This is a genomic window from Pseudoxanthomonas sp. (genome assembly GCF_002863005.1).
Taxonomy (GTDB): domain Bacteria; phylum Pseudomonadota; class Gammaproteobacteria; order Xanthomonadales; family Xanthomonadaceae; genus Pseudoxanthomonas_A.
Genome location: NZ_PKDG01000018.1, coordinates 53,477 through 71,332, shown reverse-complemented (window position 1 = coordinate 71,332; position 17,856 = coordinate 53,477). Strand labels below are relative to the sequence as shown.

Annotated in this window: 15 protein-coding genes and 7 tRNA genes; 3 read left to right on the top strand and 19 right to left on the bottom strand. The window is 66.4% G+C overall.

Annotated features, from left to right (window positions below):
- Positions 1-94: 94 nt before the first annotated feature.
- The 4 genes from dnaQ to CYU89_RS08070 are packed head-to-tail and all read right to left on the bottom strand — an operon-like array spanning position 95 to position 2,505.
- The gene (gene dnaQ, locus CYU89_RS08085) at positions 95-823 is read right to left on the bottom strand and encodes a DNA polymerase III subunit epsilon (protein WP_296280077.1); all 729 of its coding nucleotides are present in this window, start codon (positions 821-823) and stop codon (positions 95-97) included.
- Complete coding sequence (locus tag CYU89_RS08080; protein ID WP_296280076.1) at positions 823-1,380, bottom strand: GNAT family N-acetyltransferase; 558 nt, start codon at positions 1,378-1,380, stop codon at positions 823-825. Before CYU89_RS08080 ends, dnaQ begins: the two co-directional genes overlap by 1 nt.
- On the bottom strand, positions 1,377-1,826 hold the full coding sequence (gene rnhA / locus CYU89_RS08075) for a ribonuclease HI (protein WP_296280074.1): 450 nt from the start codon (positions 1,824-1,826) through the stop codon (positions 1,377-1,379). Before rnhA ends, CYU89_RS08080 begins: the two co-directional genes overlap by 4 nt.
- Positions 1,827-1,845: 19 nt before the next feature.
- Complete coding sequence (locus CYU89_RS08070; RefSeq protein WP_296280072.1) at positions 1,846-2,505, bottom strand: class I SAM-dependent methyltransferase; 660 nt, start codon at positions 2,503-2,505, stop codon at positions 1,846-1,848.
- A gap of 58 nt (positions 2,506-2,563) precedes the next feature.
- Here CYU89_RS08070 and gloB point away from each other — a divergent pair, with 58 nt between their 5' ends.
- Together gloB and CYU89_RS08060 are read left to right on the top strand one after the other, a co-directional pair.
- Positions 2,564-3,343, top strand: coding sequence for a hydroxyacylglutathione hydrolase (gene gloB / locus CYU89_RS08065; RefSeq protein ID WP_296280070.1), 780 nt, complete (start codon positions 2,564-2,566; stop codon positions 3,341-3,343).
- Positions 3,340-4,521, top strand: coding sequence for a lytic transglycosylase domain-containing protein (locus tag CYU89_RS08060; protein ID WP_296280068.1), 1,182 nt, complete (start codon positions 3,340-3,342; stop codon positions 4,519-4,521). Before gloB ends, CYU89_RS08060 begins: the two co-directional genes overlap by 4 nt.
- A gap of 66 nt (positions 4,522-4,587) precedes the next feature.
- Here the strand turns inward: CYU89_RS08060 and CYU89_RS08055 are convergent, their stop codons facing one another.
- The 13 genes from CYU89_RS08055 to CYU89_RS07995 all read right to left on the bottom strand — a co-directional run bounded on the left by CYU89_RS08055 (position 4,588) and on the right by CYU89_RS07995 (position 14,425).
- Positions 4,588-6,564 carry a SurA N-terminal domain-containing protein gene (locus CYU89_RS08055; protein ID WP_296280066.1) on the bottom strand — a complete coding sequence of 659 codons (1,977 nt, stop codon included), beginning with the start codon at positions 6,562-6,564 and terminating at the stop codon, positions 4,588-4,590.
- Between the two features lie 170 nt (positions 6,565-6,734).
- Positions 6,735-6,811 (bottom strand) — tRNA-Asp (locus tag CYU89_RS08050).
- An 84-nt stretch (positions 6,812-6,895) separates the two neighbouring features.
- A tRNA-Val gene (locus tag CYU89_RS08045) sits at positions 6,896-6,970 on the bottom strand.
- Between the two features lie 34 nt (positions 6,971-7,004).
- Positions 7,005-7,379 carry an HU family DNA-binding protein gene (locus CYU89_RS08040; RefSeq protein WP_296280065.1) on the bottom strand — a complete coding sequence of 125 codons (375 nt, stop codon included), beginning with the start codon at positions 7,377-7,379 and terminating at the stop codon, positions 7,005-7,007.
- Positions 7,380-7,501: 122 nt separating this feature from the next.
- Positions 7,502-9,958: an endopeptidase La gene (gene lon / locus CYU89_RS08035; protein ID WP_296280063.1), complete on the bottom strand. Its 2,457-nt coding sequence runs from the start codon at positions 9,956-9,958 to the stop codon at positions 7,502-7,504.
- Positions 9,959-10,141: 183 nt separating this feature from the next.
- Positions 10,142-11,425, bottom strand: a complete 1,284-nt coding sequence (clpX, locus tag CYU89_RS08030; protein WP_296280061.1) for an ATP-dependent Clp protease ATP-binding subunit ClpX — start codon at positions 11,423-11,425, stop codon at positions 10,142-10,144.
- A 126-nt stretch (positions 11,426-11,551) separates the two neighbouring features.
- Complete coding sequence (gene clpP, locus CYU89_RS08025; RefSeq protein ID WP_162336364.1) at positions 11,552-12,178, bottom strand: ATP-dependent Clp endopeptidase proteolytic subunit ClpP; 627 nt, start codon at positions 12,176-12,178, stop codon at positions 11,552-11,554.
- Between the two features lie 75 nt (positions 12,179-12,253).
- Complete coding sequence (gene tig, locus CYU89_RS08020) at positions 12,254-13,546, bottom strand: trigger factor (RefSeq protein ID WP_296280057.1); 1,293 nt, start codon at positions 13,544-13,546, stop codon at positions 12,254-12,256.
- Between the two features lie 238 nt (positions 13,547-13,784).
- Positions 13,785-13,870, bottom strand: a tRNA-Leu gene (locus CYU89_RS08015).
- Between the two features lie 81 nt (positions 13,871-13,951).
- Positions 13,952-14,027, bottom strand: a tRNA-Lys gene (locus CYU89_RS08010).
- Between the two features lie 75 nt (positions 14,028-14,102).
- A tRNA-His gene (locus CYU89_RS08005) sits at positions 14,103-14,179 on the bottom strand.
- 35 nt (positions 14,180-14,214) lie between these two features.
- Positions 14,215-14,291, bottom strand: a tRNA-Arg gene (locus CYU89_RS08000).
- A gap of 57 nt (positions 14,292-14,348) precedes the next feature.
- Positions 14,349-14,425, bottom strand: a tRNA-Pro gene (locus CYU89_RS07995).
- A gap of 150 nt (positions 14,426-14,575) precedes the next feature.
- Between CYU89_RS07995 and CYU89_RS07990 the strand changes: the two genes are divergently transcribed.
- Entirely contained in the window at positions 14,576-15,337 is a 762-nt protein-coding gene (locus CYU89_RS07990; protein ID WP_296280055.1) for a Bax inhibitor-1/YccA family protein, read from the top strand.
- 50 nt (positions 15,338-15,387) lie between these two features.
- On the opposite strand, the gene CYU89_RS07985 is transcribed toward CYU89_RS07990, so the two are convergent.
- Positions 15,388-16,701: a Na+/H+ antiporter NhaC family protein gene (locus tag CYU89_RS07985; protein WP_296280054.1), complete on the bottom strand. Its 1,314-nt coding sequence runs from the start codon at positions 16,699-16,701 to the stop codon at positions 15,388-15,390.
- Positions 16,702-16,833: 132 nt separating this feature from the next.
- The gene (locus tag CYU89_RS07980; RefSeq protein WP_296280053.1) at positions 16,834-17,841 is read right to left on the bottom strand and encodes an isocitrate dehydrogenase; all 1,008 of its coding nucleotides are present in this window, start codon (positions 17,839-17,841) and stop codon (positions 16,834-16,836) included.
- Positions 17,842-17,856: the final 15 nt, after the last annotated feature.

The following is a 17,856-nucleotide window of genomic DNA, read 5'->3' as shown; positions in this document are numbered from 1 at the left end:
CCCTGCCTGCCCGCCATGCACGTCCCCTGTCGATGTCCCCGCAGGCACGCTACCGCAAGGCCGGCGCAGGGTGAAGGGGTGCGGCGGCCGCGACTCAGGCAGTGGCGTCCAGCACCGGAGGATCCCACAGGCAGCGGCCGCCGGCCTTCTTCCTCAACGTCGCCAGCCGGGCATCGTGTGCGGCGAGTTCCTCGGCCGAGACCGCTACCCGCGGGCGGGCGCCCGCGATCGCGGGGTCGAACTGGACCACCGCCGCGGTCGCGGCCGACGCCGTCTCTTCCGCGCCGCCGAAGCCGATCTCGCGCTGGCCGGCCGTCAGGTTGAGGTAGACATCGCACAGCAGCTGGGCATCGAGCAGGGCGCCGTGCAATTGCCGGTGCGTGTTGTCCACGCCGAGCCGCTTGCAGAGCGCATCCAGCGAATTGCGCTGGCCGGGGAAGCGTTGGCGCGCCAGCAGCAGCGAGTCTTCGACGGTGACGCGGTCGGACAGGCGCCCGTACTGTTCGCCGAGCCGGGAAAGTTCGTAGTCCAGGAAGCCGACGTCGAAGGCTGCGTTGTGGATCACAAGCTCGGCCCCGTCGATGAAGGCCAGGAACTCGTCGGCGATCGCCGCGAACACCGGTTTGTCGGACAGGAATTCGAGGCTCAGGCCGGTGACTTCGGCCGCGCCCTGCTCGAACTCGCGCTGCGGATTGATGTACTGGTGGTAGGTGCGTCCGGTCGGCCGGCGCTCCAGCAGCTCCACGCAGCCGATCTCGACGACGCGGTTGCCTTTCTTCCACTCCAGGCCGGTGGTTTCGGTGTCGAGGATGATCTGGCGCATCAGGCGGCTTCCTTGGAGAGGGACAGGTGGAACAGGTCCACCGGATGTTCGATCGGGGGCAGCACGATCATTCTGTCGAATGCGAATCCCAGTTTCTGCAACAGGCCGATCGAGGCCACGTTGTCGGGATTGACGATGGCATGCAGGCGGACGAGGCCGAGGCGGCGGGCGGCGTCGGCGATGACGGCGTTCGCGGCCTCCCGCGCGAACCCCTGGCCTGCGTGCGAGGGCAGAAGTGCGTAACCGAGATCGGGGCCTTCCAGCCCCTCGCGGAGGACCAGGCCACAGTTGCCGATCAGTGCGCCGGTGTCCTTGCGGCGGACCGCATACATGCCGAAGCCGTTTTCCGAATAACTGCGCAGTGCGCCGGTACGCAGGTACGCACGCGCCTGGTCAAGGGTCCTTACGCCGCGATCGGCGATGTGGCGTATGAAAGCGGCATCGTTGAGCAACGCGAGCATGAGCGCCGCGTCGTCATCGTCCGCGTCCGACATCGCATGCAGGCGCAGGCGCGCCGTCTCCACGACGACCTGCCCGGGATGCAACGTCGGGCTCACGCCACGGCTCCCCGGCGGAAACGCTCGGCGGCGGTGCGGGCCAGCGCATCGACACGTTCGTTGTCGGGGTCGCCGTTGTGGCCCTTGACCCATTTCCAGTCGATCCGGTGGCGGGCCGTGGCGGCATGCAGGCGTTCCCAGAGGTCGCGGTTCTTCACCGGATCGCCGCCGGCAGTCTTCCACCCGCGCCGCACCCAGCCCGGCATCCATTCGGTGATGCCTTGCCGGACGTACTGCGAATCGATGTGCAGCGTGACCTGGCAGCCCTCCGTCAGCACCTCCAGTGCCGCGATGGCGGCCATCAGTTCCATGCGGTTGTTGGTGGTCTGGGCCTCGCCCCCCACGACCTCGCGCTCCTTTTCGCCGTAGCGCAGGAGCGCCGCCCAGCCACCGGGACCGGGATTGCCCAGGCAGGAGCCATCGGTATGGATGCTGACGTGTTTCATGGGTTCTCGGGGTAAGGGGTCAGGCGGCGGGCGCGGCACGCCACGCGCGTGCTACGGGCGCAGGGGGAATAAGGCCGGCCACGCGCTTTTCAGCCTGCAGCAGGCGCGCGGCGCGGAACGGCGCAGGTCCGTGTCCGGGGGCATCGGCGAGGCCTTTCCAGACTGGACCGTAGTGCAGCACATGCTCCGACACGACCAGGCCGGCCGCCGCCAGTTGCAGGCGCCACTGGCCCAGCGCGCGCGGCACGAGGCCGGCGCCGCGCCAGCGCAATCGGTATGGGCTCCAGGGGTTCAGCACGAAGAGCCAGAGGCGACCGCCCGGCTCGAGGATCCGGGAGCACTCCTGCAGGAGCGGCTGCGGGTCGCCCGCATCCAGCACGTGTTGCAGCACGATCACCCCCATCGCCTCGGTCGGCAGCGGCAGCGGCAGGCCGCACTGGACCTGCCCCGCCAGCCGATGGGAGCCGGCACGGGCCCGCAGACGGAGCCCTCGGGTGGCCGGCGCGGCGACCGGCGACGGGTCGCTCCCGTCTGGGGCTATCCAGAGCCAGGGCTGCGGCGTCCGGCTGGTGAGCGCCTGGCTCACCCGCGCATGTTCCGACGCCAGCAAGGGTCCGCCGTGGCCGGTCCCGAACCACGCCAGGGGATCGGGTTGACGGGTAAACGCGAACGCAGGCATGTTCGGATTGTAGAGGACGCCGCCCCTGGGCGTCCGTCCCGCCCGGAGCCGTTCCACGATGCGCCTGCTTGCCCTGCCTGCTTTCGAGGACAACTACATCTGGGCGCTGGTCGACGACGAGGGCGACGCGCTGGTGATCGATCCCGGCGATGCCGCGCCCGTCCTGGCCGCGACCGGCAACGGGTTGTGGCCGGCGGCGGTGCTGATCACCCACCATCACGCCGACCATGCCGGGGGCGTCGCCGCGTTGCGCGCCCGATGGCCGACGCTGCCCGTGTTCGCGCCCGCCGACGACCGCATTCCCGACGCTACCGAACGCGTCGGCGAAGGCGATGTCGTACGGGTGAAGCACTGGGTGCTGTCGGTGCTCGCCGTGCCGGGACACACGCGCACCCACATCGCCTTCCATGGCGGCGGCGGCGACGGTCCGCCGCACCTGTTCTGCGGGGATACGTTGTTCAGCTTGGGCTGCGGTCGCCTGTTCGAGGGCACGCCGTCGCAGATGCTCGCATCGCTGGATCGCCTGTCCGCCCTGCCCGGTACATCGCTGGTCTGTTGCGGCCACGAATACACCCTGGCCAACGGCGCGTTCGCGATTGCCGTGGACCCGCTCAACCCGGCCCTGCGGCAACGCATCGAAGACGTCCGCACCATGCGCCAGGCGGGCCGTCCCAGCCTGCCGGTGACGCTGGCCAGCGAATGCGCGACCAATCCCTTCCTGCGCGTGGACAGCGCCGCGGTCCAGGCCGCCATCTCCCACCGCCTCGGCCGGCCGCCGGTCGATCGGGTCGAGACCTTCGCGACCCTGCGGCAGTGGAAGAACGACTTCCGCGCATGAAACATCCCCGTGCCCTGCCCCTTGCCGGACTGCTGGCGACCGGCCTCGCGATGGCATCTCAGACCGTCGTTGCCGCGGATCCAGCGACGGCGGAGAACGCACCGGCGACGCTCGACGTACTTCCCGTCGACCCCTCCCCGCTCGCCGCCGGCGATCAACGCAGCGGCCTGGACATCTACCAGCGCTTCCGCGACGGGCTGGCCGATCCGACGTGCGACAGCGCGGCGACCCAGGGGCGCTGGAAGAAGCATTTCAGCCATGCGCCCGGACAACTCGCGCGCGCGGAAGACGACGTGCTGCCGCTGTTCGGCTACGTGGTCGACGCATTGCGCGAAGCGCAGCTGCCGACCGAGTTCGCGCTCATTCCGTTCGTGGAAAGCGGGTACAAGCCCGGCGCGCGCAATCCCCAAGGCCCGGCGGGGTTGTGGCAGTTCATCGGCATCACCGCGCGCAACCATGGAGTCCCGATGCGCGAGGGTTACGACGGCCGGCTGTCGCCCGTGGATTCCACCCAGGCCGCCGTCCGTTATCTCAAGACCCTGCACGGCATGTTCGGCGGCGACTGGCGATTGGCCGTGATGGCCTACAACGCCGGCGAATACCGCGTCCTGCAATCCATGCGCCGTGCCGGCATGAACGCCCGCAATGCGCGTCCCGCGGAGTTGCCCGGCCTGTCCGGCATCACCTACGCCTACGTGGAGAAGCTGCACGCGCTGGCCTGCATCTTCCAGCAGGCCGACGATCGCGATGCGTGGCTCAAACAGATGGATCGCCCGGTGCCGCGCCTGGCGGTCCATGTGCTGCCAGGCGACGCCACGCTCGAGGCCTGGGCCACCCGGCACCATCAACCACTCGCCTTGCTGACGCGCCTCAATCCCGCGCTCTCCGGTCGATTCAGCCGTGGCACCAAGCCGATCCGGCTGCTGGCCCCGACGTACGCGAGCGCGGACGAGACCGCCGCGCCGGCGCCATTGGCCCTCGCCACCGACGACGCGCGCGCCACCGGAAGCGTCGCCACGGGCGCACGCACGCACACGGTACAGCGTGGCGACTCGGCGTGGACCATCGCACGTCGCCACGGACTTACGCCCGAGCGGCTTCTACAGCTGAATGACCTGAAGGCAAATGCCGTGCTGCGTCCTGGCATGGTGCTGAAGCTGGACAGCGCCGCAGAGTAGCGACGAGGCTCGCCACAAAGAAGAATCCCGCCGGTCGGCGGGATTCGGATCCAACATCGGTCGGGCTCAGAGCCGCTCTTCGAAGACCTTGACCTTGAAACGCTTGCGCAACGCGTCCACGTACGCCTGCGTCGCGATGCCGCCATTGAGCTGCATCAGTTGCTGCTGCATGGTCGCGCGCTCTTCCGCCGGCATGTCCGCGATGGCGCCATCAGTAACCTTGTTCACGGTGAAGACGGCATAGGCGCCCTGGCCCAGGGCCACCTGGCCGGCGACCACCTTCCCCTCCGCCGGCCGTCCGGCGGCGAAGATCGCCTCGTTGGCTTCGGCCGTCGGCATCGGCATGCCGCGACGCAGGCCCGGCAGTTCGTTGAAGCGCAGGCCTTCCGCAGCGGCGATGGTGGCGAGCGACTCGCCCTTCTTCACGCGTGCGAGCAGGGCATCGGCGGCGGCGCGCGCGGCTTTCTCGCGACGGTCCTGGCGGATGGCGAACACCACCGCATCGCGCGCCTTGTCCAGCGGCAGCGCCTGCTCGGGCGTGTGCTGGGCGACGCGGATGATGACACTGTGGTTGGGGGCGATCTCGATCGGATCGCTGATGGTGCCGTCCTGCACCAGCGTGTCGGAGAACGCGGCGCGCAGCACGGCAGGCACCGTCGCGATGCCCTGGGGGTCGTTGCGGGAGAACGGACCCACCTTCTGCAGCGGCAGCCCGGTCGCCGCAGCTGCGGGCGCCAGCGCCGTCGGATTCTTCAACGTTTCGTTGACCACGCGACCCGCGAGGTCGTTGTAGGCACGGTCGCGTTCACCGCTGGCTTCTTCCGCGGCCAGCTCGCCACGCACGTCTTCGAAGCTACGGCCTGCGCCGGGATTGACCTGCTTCAGCTGCAGCACGTGGTAACCGAAATCGCTCTTCACCGGGCCGCGGATCTCGCCGGCCTGCATGGCGAACGCCGCATCCTCGAACGGCTTGACCATCGAGCCGTCCTTCGCGAACGGCGGTAGTTCGCCGCCCGCGTCCTTCGACCCCGGATCGTCCGAATTGGCGCGCGCCAAGGCCGCGAAATCCGCGCCCTCGCGGGCCTGCTTGGCCAGCGCCGCAGCCTTCTCTTCGGCCTTCTTCTGCGTGGCGGCGTCGGCGCCCGCATCGACCGCGATCAGGATATGGGCGACCACGCGCTGCTCCGGCGACATGAAGCGCGATTTCTCCGCCTCGTAGCGCTTGCGCAGCGCGGCTTCGTCGGCGGTCGCGGCGACAGGCAGCGTCGCGCCGTTGATCTCCACGTACTCGAGCGACACCTGCTCAGGCTGCTTGAAATCGCTCTTGTGGCCGTCGTACCACGCCTTGATCTGTGCGTCGGTCACCTCGGCGCTGTCCTCCGCCACCGGCGGCAGCAGCGCGATGCCGATATCGCGGGTCTCGCCCAGCAACTTCCACATGCGCGCCTGCTCGCCTTCGGTGGTGAAGTCGGACTCGCCGATGGCCTGCGGCAACAACATCATGCGCAGCCGCTCGCGCTGCTGTTCCTGGAACTGCACCGGCGAGATCGCAGGCACCTGCGACGACAGCAACATCTGGTACTGCTCGGGACTGAACTTGCCGTCGACCTGGAACGCCGGCTCGCTCATGATCATCTTCTGCACCGCCGCGTCGCCCACGACGATGCCGGCGCGCTTGGCGCCCAGTGCAAGCACTTTCTGGTCGATCAGCTGCTCGAGCACCTTGCGCTTGTTGTCCGCGCTTTCGAACTCGCGCGGATCGAAGGCCTCGCCCTGCGTCTGGCGCTGCTGCTGGCGTGCCTGCTCGAACGCCTCGCGGAAATCGTCCTGGGTCACTTCCTCGCGCTGCCAGACCATCGACACAGGCCACCACTGCGGCGCGGACTCCCACCATGTCGGCGGCGCCTCGACGAGGGCCACGTCGCTGGCGGTCCCGCCCGTCATGTACTCGTTCACGCCCACGAAGGCGAACGGAATGATCAGCAGCCCCAGGATCAGGCTGGCGACCCAGCCAGAGGTTTTGTCGCGGAGTTTCTGCAGCATGTGCGCACGGGATCCGAATTCGTTCAGCCGCGCAGTTTACCGTGCCGTCGCACGCGCGTCTCGCCGTCCGGCGGACTCGCCGCGCTCTCAGGGCATCGAATCGCACGGGGGGAACACAGTGCGACAGCCGGAAAGCAAAAAGCCCGCTTTCGCGGGCTTTTTGGGTGAAATGGCGGAGTGGACGGGACTCGAACCCGCGACCTCCGGCGTGACAGGCCAGCATTCTAACCGACTGAACTACCACTCCGCGCTGAGACGAACATTGTAAGACGATTTGCGCGACTTCCGCTAGACCGTCCGACAATTTTTTTGATCCTGCATCGCCCCGATGTGGTGGGTGCTGAGGGTTTCGAACCCCCGACCCTCTCCGTGTAAGGGAGACGCTCTACCGCTGAGCTAAGCACCCGGGTGATCGCACCCTGCCATCGGCAGCGAGTCGATTAGTTTACGGCATCCTTCAGGGCTTTGCCAGCCTTGAACGCGGGGTTCTTGGACGCCTTGATCTTGATGGTGTCGCCCGTCTTCGGGTTGCGGCCCGTACGAGCGGCGCGCTTGCGGACCTGGAAGGTGCCGAAGCCGACCAGCGTCACGCTGTCGCCCTTCTTCAGGGCCTTGGTGATGCTGGAGATGACGGCGTCGACGGCACGGCCGGCTTCGGCCTTGGACACTTCGGCTTCGTCGGCGACGGCATCGATCAATTCGGTTTTGTTCATTGAGTAACTCCCTGTGCGGCACAACCGCGGAATGAGTGACCGGAACCCGGAACGTGGGCCTTCGCTTGTCTCGCGGGAGCCGGTCGTGATGTCCACGCGCATCGAGGCGTCGCCTCGTGCATGCGGGTGTCGTCGTTATACCAGCGCGAAAAATGGCACGCAAGCCGAAAACCCAGCAATGACGCGGGTTTCGGGGCGATGACACGCACCGCCCGTCGCCTTGGTCAATGCTTCACGCCGGGTTGCGGCGAGCCTTTGCCCTTGCCCTTGCCCGTTGTCGCCACCGCCCTTCCTCCACCGTCGTTGCCGGTGGCGGGCACGGGTGCCAACGGTCGCTCGAGCGCCAGATCGAGCACTTCGTCGATCCACTTCACCGGCACGATCTTCAGGCCGTCGGTGACGTTCGCGGGGATGTCGGCCAGGTCCTTCTTGTTCTCGTCGGGAATGATGACGGTGGTGATGCCGCCACGCAGGGCCGCGAGCAGCTTTTCCTTCAACCCGCCGATCGCGGTGACGCGTCCGCGCAGCGTGATCTCACCGGTCATCGCCACGTCGGCGCGAACGGGATTGCGCGTCAACGCGGACACCAGTGCGGTCACCATCGCGATGCCCGCGCTCGGACCGTCCTTGGGTGTCGCACCGTCCGGTACGTGCAGGTGCACGTCGTGCTTCTGCAGGAATTCCGCATCCACGCCCAGGCTCACCGCGCGCCCGCGCACCACGGACATCGCGGCGGAACCGGATTCCTTCATGACGTCCCCCAGCTGGCCGGTCAGCAACATGCCGCCCTTGCCCGGAACCAGCGCGACTTCGATCTGCAGCAGATCGCCACCGACTTCGGTCCACGCGAGGCCCGTCACCAGGCCGATCTCGTTCTGCTCCTCGGCGCGCCCGAAGTCGTAGCGGCGCACGCCGGCGTACTTGTCCAGGTTCTTCGCAGTGACCTGCATCGCGGCAGGCTTCTTCTTGGACGTGGCCGGCCTGGGGCCCGCAAGCGCGAGCTCCTTGACGACCTTGCGGCAGATCTTCGCGACTTCGCGCTCGAGGTTGCGCACGCCGGACTCGCGCGTGTAGTAACGCACCAGGTCGCGGATCGCGCCCTCGGCGATCTTCAGTTCCTCGGCCTTCAGCCCGTTCGCCTTCAGCTGCTTGGGCACCAGGTAACGCTGTGCGATGTTGACCTTTTCGTCCTCGGTGTAACCGGGGATGCGGATAACCTCCATGCGATCCAGCAACGGCCCCGGGATGTTCAGCGAATTCGACGTCGCGACGAACATCACTTCGGACAGGTCCAGGTCCACTTCGAGATAGTGGTCGTTGAAGGCGTTGTTCTGCTCCGGATCCAGTACCTCGAGCAGGGCGGAAGACGGATCGCCGCGGAAGTCCATCGACATCTTGTCGATTTCGTCGAGCACGAACAGCGGGTTCTTGCTGCCGGTCTTGTTGAGGTTCTGCACGATGCGGCCCGGCATCGAGCCGACATAGGTACGACGATGGCCCCGGATTTCGGCTTCGTCGCGCACGCCGCCCAGCGACATGCGGACGAATTTGCGGTTCGTCGCCTTGGCGATGCTCTGGCCCAGCGACGTCTTGCCGACGCCGGGCGGTCCAACCAGGCACAGGATCGGACCGCGCAGCTTCTTCACGCGCGACTGCACCGCGAGGTACTCGAGGATGCGTTCCTTGACCTTCTCCAAGCCGTAGTGATCGGCGTCCAGCGTATCCTGCGCGACCTTGAGGTCCTTGCGGACCTTGGTGCGCTTGTTCCACGGCACGCCAAGCAGCCAGTCCAGGTAGTTGCGGACCACGGCGGCTTCGGCCGACATCGGCGACATCTGCTTGAGCTTGTTGAGCTCGTTGCGCGCCTTCGTCTCGACGGGCTTGGGCATGCCCGCTTCCGCGATCTTGCGAGCCAGTTCCTCCAGCTCGTTGGGCGCCTCGTCGAGCTCGCCCAATTCCTTCTGGATGGCCTTCATCTGCTCGTTGAGGTAGTACTCGCGCTGGCTCTTCTCCATCTGCGACTTCACGCGGCCGCGGATGCGCTTCTCCAGCTGCTGAACATCGATCTCGCCATCGACGAACCCGACCAGCAGCTCCAGCCGCTCGCCCACCTCGACCGTTTCGAGCAGGCGCTGCTTGTCGCTCAAGCGCACACCGAGGTGCGCCGAGATGGTATCGGCCAGGCGACTGGGCTCATCGATGCCCGCCAGCGTCTGCAGCAGTTCGGGCGGCAGCTTGCGGTTGGTCTTGACGTACTGCTCGAACAGGCCCATCAGTGATCGCGCCACGGCCTCGATCTCGCGCGGCTCACGGGCGTCGGTGGAATCGATCTCTTCGCCCTGTCCGTACAACGAACCATCGCGCTCGACGACGTTCGACACGCTGACGCGCGCGGTGCCCTCGACCAGCACCTTGATGGTGCCATCCGGCAGCTTCAACAGTTGGAGCACCTGCGCGAGCGTGCCGACCGTGTAGAGGTCAGCGGCGGCCGGGTCATCGGTTTCGGCGGACTTCTGCGCCAGCAGGATGATCCGCTTGTCGGCTTCCATGGCCTGCTCGAGCGCACGCATGGACTTGTCGCGACCGACGAACAGCGGGATGACCATATGCGGAAACACCACGACGTCGCGTAATGGCAGGACCGGCAGGTCGAGGATTTCGGAGGGGGAACGACGGGGCATGGGGGCTCCAGCGAGGTGCGGAATGCAGGGGTGCGAAGGCACCAATGGGCCCGTTATGGGGCCATCGCCTGAGGGATGCAAGAGCGTCGCCAAAACCCGAGGGAAACCAGCGGCTTGGAGAGCGAGGCCAAAAACTGAACAGGCGCCACAAGGGCGCCTGTCAGGGCTTGCACGAACGCCGGATCACTCCGCGGATGCGACCTTCTGCGCCGGGGGATTCTGGTAGATGAGGTACGGCTCGGACTTGTGTTCGATCACCGACTCGTCCACCACCACCTTGCTGACGTTCTCCAGCGAGGGCAACTCGTACATCGTATCCAGAAGCACCGACTCGACGATGGTGCGCAGGCCTCGCGCGCCGGTCTTGCGCTTGAGCGCCTTGCGGGCGATCGCCGACAGCGCATCCGGGCGGAACTCGATCTCCACGCCTTCCATCTCGAACAGCTTCTTGAACTGCTTGGTGATGGCGTTCTTCGGCTCGGTGAGGATCTTGACCAGCGCCGCCTCGTCCAGTTCTTCCAGCGTGGCGACGACCGGCAGGCGGCCGACGAACTCGGGAATCAGGCCGAACTTGATCAGGTCTTCCGGCTCGACTTCCGACAGAACCTTGCCCACCTCGGACTTCTTCTCCGAGCTCTTGACCTTGGCGCCGAAGCCGATGCCGCCGGCCTCGGTGCTGCGCTGCTGGATGATCTTGTCCAGGCCGGCGAACGCACCGCCGCAGATGAAGAGGATGTTCTTGGTGTCGACCTGCAGGAATTCCTGCTGGGGATGCTTGCGGCCGCCCTGCGGCGGCACGCTGGCGACGGTGCCCTCGATCAGCTTCAGCAGCGCCTGCTGCACGCCTTCGCCGGACACGTCACGGGTGATCGACGGGTTTTCGCTCTTGCGCGAGATCTTGTCGATCTCGTCGATGTAGACGATGCCCTGCTGCGCCTTGTCGACGTCGTAGTCGCACTTCTGCAGCAGCTTCTGGATGATGTTCTCCACATCCTCGCCCACGTAACCGGCTTCGGTCAGCGTTGTGGCGTCGGCAATCGTGAACGGCACATTGAGCAGGCGCGCCAGCGTCTCGGCCAGCAGGGTCTTGCCGGAGCCGGTCGGACCGGCAAGCAGGATGTTGGACTTGGCCAGTTCGACGTCGTCGTTCTTGCTGCGGCTCTCGATGCGCTTGTAATGGTTGTAGACGGCCACGGCCAGCGTGCGCTTGGCGCGGTTCTGGCCGATCACGTACTGATCGAGGACCTCGAGGATCTCGCGGGGCTTGGGCAGGTGGCTGCGCGCGGACTGCGCCTTCTCTTCCAGCTCTTCGCGGATGATGTCGTTGCAGAGTTCCACGCATTCATCGCAGATGAACACGCTCGGGCCCGCGATCAGCTTGCGGACCTCGTGCTGGCTCTTGCCGCAGAACGAGCAGTACAGGATTTTGGTGCTGTCGCCGGAACGGCCCTGACGATCTTCGCTCATGCTGGTATTACTCGGTCGCTCAACCTGCCCGGAGGGGCTTGCGGTCGGAGAATAGCACACGGTCCCGGCTTGTCAGCCGGGACCGTGAACAGGGGTATTTACGCCTGAAAACCCGCAATTCGTCGATCAGGCCGACTGGATGGAATCTTCCGGGCGACGCTCGAGCACCTGGTCGACGAGGCCATAAGCCTGCGAATCCGCCGCGCTCTTGAAATTGTCGCGCTCGGTATCGCGCTCGATGGTTTCCAGCGACTGACCCGTGTGATGGGACAGGATGGCGTTCAGCTTCGCGCGCAACGTCAGGATTTCACGGGCGTGGATGTCGATATCCGTCGCCTGGCCCTGGAAGCCGCCCAGCGGCTGGTGGATCATCACGCGGGAGTTCGGCAGGGCATAACGCTTGCCCTTCGCGCCGGCCGCCAGCAACAGCGCGCCCATGCTGGCTGCCTGGCCCACGCAGATGGTGCTCACGTCGGGCTTGATGTACTGCATGGTGTCGTAGATCGCCATGCCCGCCGTGACCACGCCACCGGGCGAATTGATGTACAGGCTGATGTCCTTCTCGGGGTTTTCGGCCTCGAGGAACAGCATCTGCGCCACGATGACGTTCGCCACGTGGTCGTCCACGCCGCCGACCAGGAAAATCACGCGCTCCTTGAGCAGGCGGGAATAGATGTCGTAGGCGCGCTCGCCGCGGCTGGTCTGCTCGACCACCATCGGCACCAGGTTGAGGGCTTGGGTTTGAATGCTCATCGGTTCTCGCGCCTGTCGTTCAAGGGAAGGTCCGGCCTAGGATAGCCGGACCTCCTGGCCGGGCGGGCGCCCGGATCAGTTGCGGATGGCTTCCTGGAAGGAAAGCGCCTGCTCGGTGTGCTGGGCGCGCTCGGCGATCCAGTCGATCACCTGCTCTTCCATCACACGACCCTGCAGACTGTTCATCAGTTGGGGATCGTTGCGGTACAACTCAATGACCTGCTCCGGCTCCTCGTAGGTCGAGGCGATCAGGCGCAGCGTTTCGTTCAGGCGCTTCGGATCCAGGCGCAGCTGGTTGCGGCGTGCCACCTCGCCCACCAGCAGGCCGACCAGGACGCGCTTGCGGGCGGCGTCCGTGAAGCCCTCATGGGCATTCTCGGGAATCTGCACCTGCTGGCCCTGGCGGCGCGCCTGCTCGGCGGCCTGCTGGACCATCACGCGCGCTTCGTTCTCGACCAGGCGCGGCGGCATCTCGACGTGCGAATAGGCGGCGATCAGCTGCTCGCCGACCTCGCGACGCAGGCGGGTCATCAGGGCGCCCTTCAGCTCGCGCTCCAGGTTGCTGCGGATGTCGGCGCGGAACTGCTCCACGTCCCCACCCTTCACGCCGAAGCTGCGGATGAACTCGCGGTCGACTTCAGGCAGCACCGACTCGGCCACGTCGGTGACCTTGACGTGCACATCGACCTGACGGCCGGCCAGCTGCGGCACGCGCCAGTCGGCCGGGAACGTCACGGACACGGTCTTTTCCTCACCCTTCGTGAGTCCCACCAGCGCCTGCTCGATCTCGCCGAACATCACGCCCGAACCGATCAGGGTGGCGCCCTTTTCAGCGCCTTCCGCCGGCATGCGCTCGTCGCCTGCCTGGGACCAAGTTTCCAGTGCCACGCGGTCGCCCTCTTTCGCGCCGCGCTCTACGGCCTGGAAGGTGCGACGCTGCATGCGCAGGTTGTCCACCATCTGGTCGATGTCGGCATCGGTCACTTCGGCCGTATTGCGCACGACCTTGAGGGTGGTGACGTCGATGTCGCCGAACTCCGGCACCACTTCGAACGTGGCGACGAAATCCAGCTCACCGTCCCCCTGCTTTTCGATGCGCGGGTTGCCGGCGAGCTGCAGGTCCTGCTCGCGCACGGCATTGTTGAAGGTCTCGCGCAGCAGACCGTCGAGGGCTTCTGCACGCACCTGGTCGCCGTAACGCTGCTCGATGACCTTGGCCGGCACCTTGCCTGGGCGGAAACCCTTGATGCGCGCCGTGCGCGACAGCTCGCGCAGGCGGCCACCGATATGGGTGTCCAGGCGCTCCGCCGGCAGGCTGAAGCTCATGCGGCGCTCGAGGTTGCCGACCGATTCGACCGAAACTTGCATACTCACTGACTCCTGCAGCCACGACTAAGCCGGGGCGATGTTGATAATCCGGGACGCCTGGGCCCAGGGCACGAAGCCCTTCCCGGCGGAACTTGCTAGTTTCGCCGATTCCGGGACAGGCTGCCAGCGGTGACGGGCGCCGCGCGGCAGGAGACGCAACCCGGGCGCGCACCCGGGAGGTCGGAAGAAGGCTCGGGGGACCGGCCGTCGGGTCGCCCTGCCTTCAACGGATGGAGCGTGGTGCGAAAGGAGGGACTCGAACCCTCACGGGGGTTACCCGCTGGAACCTAAATCCAGTGCGTCTACCAATTCCGCCACTTTCGCAGTACGCGTCGCATTGTAGCGGCCGGCATGGCGCGACCGGCAATAAAAAAACGCCCGGCTTGCGGCCGGGCGTTTCGGGTTTGGTGGGCCGTCAAGGATTCGAACCTTGGACCTATTGATTAAGAGTCAACTGCTCTACCAACTGAGCTAACGGCCCCGAAACATCAGACGCGTAGTGTAACCGCATCGTTTTTTTCTGTGAACCCCCGCGACGCGGACGTCCTGCAATCAGTGGGGTGGCTGAGGGGACTCGAACCCCCGACATCTGGAATCACAATCCAGTACTCTAACCAGCTGAGCTACAGCCACCACTGAAACCTGCACCCTGACGGTTCGCACCGCCATGGCGCGCCCGACAGGACTCGAACCTGTAACCGCCGGCTTAGAAGGCCGGTGCTCTATCCGGTTGAGCTACGGGCGCTCTGTCCGGATTGTCGCATCCCTCACCCTGCCGGAACACAACGACACCGCGTCGGGCTGGTCGGGGTAGAGGGATTCGAACCCCCGACCCTCTGCTCCCAAAGCAGATGCGCTACCAGACTGCGCTATACCCCGACGAGGGTCCCGGCATGGCGCCTGGACGCCAACGAGGTCGCGTATTGTCGGAACCTGTGGCCTTGCTGTCAAACGAAACCTGAAGGTCTTCCGCTTGCGATATGCTCGGCCGCTGGGGACAGATGTCCGGCAACCATAGAGGGAACGACGATGCGCAGCGGCAATCCGGCTTTGAAGGAATCCACCTTCCTCGATCTCGGCAGTGGTGCGGTCGTCTCGCGCGACGGCGAGGCGATGACGCTCAACGGCACTATCAACAAGACGGGCATCCTGCTGTTGCTGACCGTGCTGACGGCGGCGTTCTCCTGGAACCAGGCGCTCGGTACGGACGGCCTGCCCGCCCCCGGTTTCGCGGTGTACATGTGGGGCGGCGCCATCGGCGGCCTGGTGCTGGCGCTGATCACCGTCTTCAAGAAGACCTGGGCGCCCGTCACCGCGCCGCTGTACGCGCTGGTCGAAGGGTTCTTCCTGGGTGCGATCTCCGCGGTCTATAACGCGCAGTTCGGCGGCATCGTGATGCAGGCGGTGATGCTGACGTTCGGCATCCTGTTCGCGCTGCTGTTCGCCTACCGCAGCGGCCTGATCAAGGCCACCGAAAACTTCAAGCTGGGCGTGGTGGCCGCGACCGGCGGCATCGCCCTGGTCTACCTGGCGAGCATCGCGCTGGGATTCTTCGGCATCAAGATCCCGCTGATCCATGAGTCCGGCCTGGTCGGCATCGGCTTCAGCCTGTTCGTCGTGGTCATCGCCTCGCTGAACCTGGTGCTGGATTTCGATTTCATAGAAAGCGGCGTCGAGCAGGGGGCACCGAAGTACATGGAGTGGTACGGCGCCTTCGGCCTGATGGTCACGCTGGTCTGGCTGTACCTGGAACTGCTGCGCCTGCTGTCGAAGCTGCAGGCGCGCGACTGAGCCTCGATGGCCAGAGCGGAAACCGGACGGGGCGCGCAAGCGCCCCGTTTTCATTCGGTGGCGCGTGCCGCGCGGCGCGAGGGCCAAAGGATGAAAGCCAATGCCGATGCTGCAAGCAGCCAGCAGTAGTACACGCTGCCAGCCAGCGCCAGCGGCGACACGGCGGCCAGTGATGCCGCCAGCAGGATCTGCGCGCCATACGGCAGCACGCCCTGGATCACGCACGCGAAGATGTCGAGCACGCTGGCCGCGCGCCGCGGACTGATGCCATGGCGCTGAGCGATGTCCTTCGCCAGGCTGCCGGTGACCAGGATCGCGACCGTGTTGTTTGCCGTCAGCGCATCGGAGCCTGCCGCCAATGCGGCAATACTGATCTCACCCGACCTGCGTCCCGTATGGCCGCGCGCAAACTTCGCGATGACCTGCGCCAGCCAGTCCAGGCCGCCCGTGACCTTGATCAGCGCAGCCAGGCCGCCGATGAGGATCGACAGCAGGGTGATCTCCACCATGCTCTCGAAACCCAGGTAGATGTCGCCGGCGAAGGAGACCACGTCGTAGTCTTCGGCCAGCACGAAGCCGAACACGCCCGATGCCACCAAGCCGATGCCGAGCACCAGCACCACGTCCAGGCCCGCCAGCGCCAGGCCGAGCACCAGCACGTAGGGCAGTACCAACCACGGCGACGCGGCGTCCGGCGCTTCCACCTGGGCTGCGTCGCCCAGCGAACCCAACAAGACGATCGTGGCAATGGCGGCAGGCAGCGCGATCTTGAAGTTCTCGCGGAACTTGTCGCGCATCTCGGCCCCCTGGCTGCGGGTCGCCGCGATGGTGGTGTCCGAAATGATCGACAGGTTGTCGCCGAACATGGCGCCCCCCAGCACCGCGCTGACGACCAGCACCCGGTCCAGTCCCGCCGCATCCGCCACGCCCAGCGCGATGGGCACGACCGCCGCCACGGTGCCCATCGACGTGCCGATGGACAGCGACACGAAGGCCGCCACGAGGAACAGGCCGGGCAGGATCAGGCTGGCCGGTAGCGCGCCCAATCCCAGCGCGACGACCGCATCGACCGCACCGATAGCCTTGGACACGGTCGCGAATGCGCCCGCCAGCAGGAAGATCAGGCACATCAGCATGACGTTGCTGTCGCCCATGCCCTGCAGCAGGGTCTGCTGCGCAGGCAGGCCGCGCCGGCGCGCCAGCCAGACGCCCAACGCCAGCGCCGGCAGGATCGCCACCGGCGCGCGCAGCTGGTAGAACCCCATCGCCTCGCCCTGCGCCGTGTAATACAGCCCGGCACCGAAGAACAGCGCCAGGAACAAAAGCAACGGGGTCAGCGCGAGCGCGCTGGGACGGACGGACATGGCAGGGCCTTCTGCGTGGGGCCGCGGATTGTGCGTGCCGCCAGCCTATCGTCCAACCCCATGGATGAGACAGGGCCCAACAAAAACGGGACGCTGAGCGTCCCGTTCGTGCTTGCCGCGATGTGGCTGTGCTTACACGCGGCTGGCGATCGCCTTCGCGAACGACATCGTGGTGCCCTCGCCGCCCAGATCCGGGGTCAGCGAATCCTTGGCGTCCAGCGTGGCGATGATGGCCGCGCGCAGGCGCTCGGCCTTCTCCGGCTGGCCCAGGTGGTCGAGCATCTGGGCCGCGCCCAGCAGCAGCGCGCACGGATTGGCGACGCCCTTGCCGGCGATGTCCGGGGCCGAGCCGTGCACGGCTTCGAAGATCGCCGCGTCCACGCCGATGTTGGCGCCGGGGGCCAGGCCCAGGCCGCCGACGAGGCCGGCGCACAGGTCGGAGATGATGTCGCCGAACAGGTTGGTGGTGACGATGATGTCGAACTGCTCCGGACGCATCACCAGCTGCATGCAGGTGTTGTCCACGATCATCTCGTTGGTCTGGATGTCGGGGTACTGCGCGGCCACTTCGCGCGCGACCTTCAGGAACAGGCCCGAGGTCGTCTTCAGGATGTTGGCCTTGTGGACGATCGTGACCTTCTTGCGGCCGGTCTTGCGGGCCAGGTCGTAGGCGTAGCGCACGATGCGGTCGGAGCCCTTGCGGGTGATCTTCTGCGTCAGCAGCGCGGTCTCGCCGTCTTCGGAAATCGACTGGCCCTCACCGATGTACGCGCCTTCGGTGTTCTCGCGCACGGTGATCAGGTCCACGCCCGACGGGAAGCGCGACTTGGTGTTCGGGAACGACTTCGCCGGACGCACGTTGGCGTACAGGTCGAAGTGGCGGCGCAGGGCCACGTTGATCGAGCTGAAACCCTCGCCCACCGGCGTGGTCAGCGGACTCTTCAGCGCCACGCCGTTCTTGCGGATGGAGTCCAGCGTGGCCTGCGGCAGCAGGTCGCCGTGCTTTTCCAGCGCCACCAGGCCGGCATCGGCTTCCTCGTAGGCCAGGCCGACTTTGAGGGCGTCGAGCACGTAAAGGGTGGCGTCCATGATCTCCGGGCCGATGCCATCGCCGCGGATGACCGTAATCGTCTGGGTCATTGAGTGGGGTTTCCG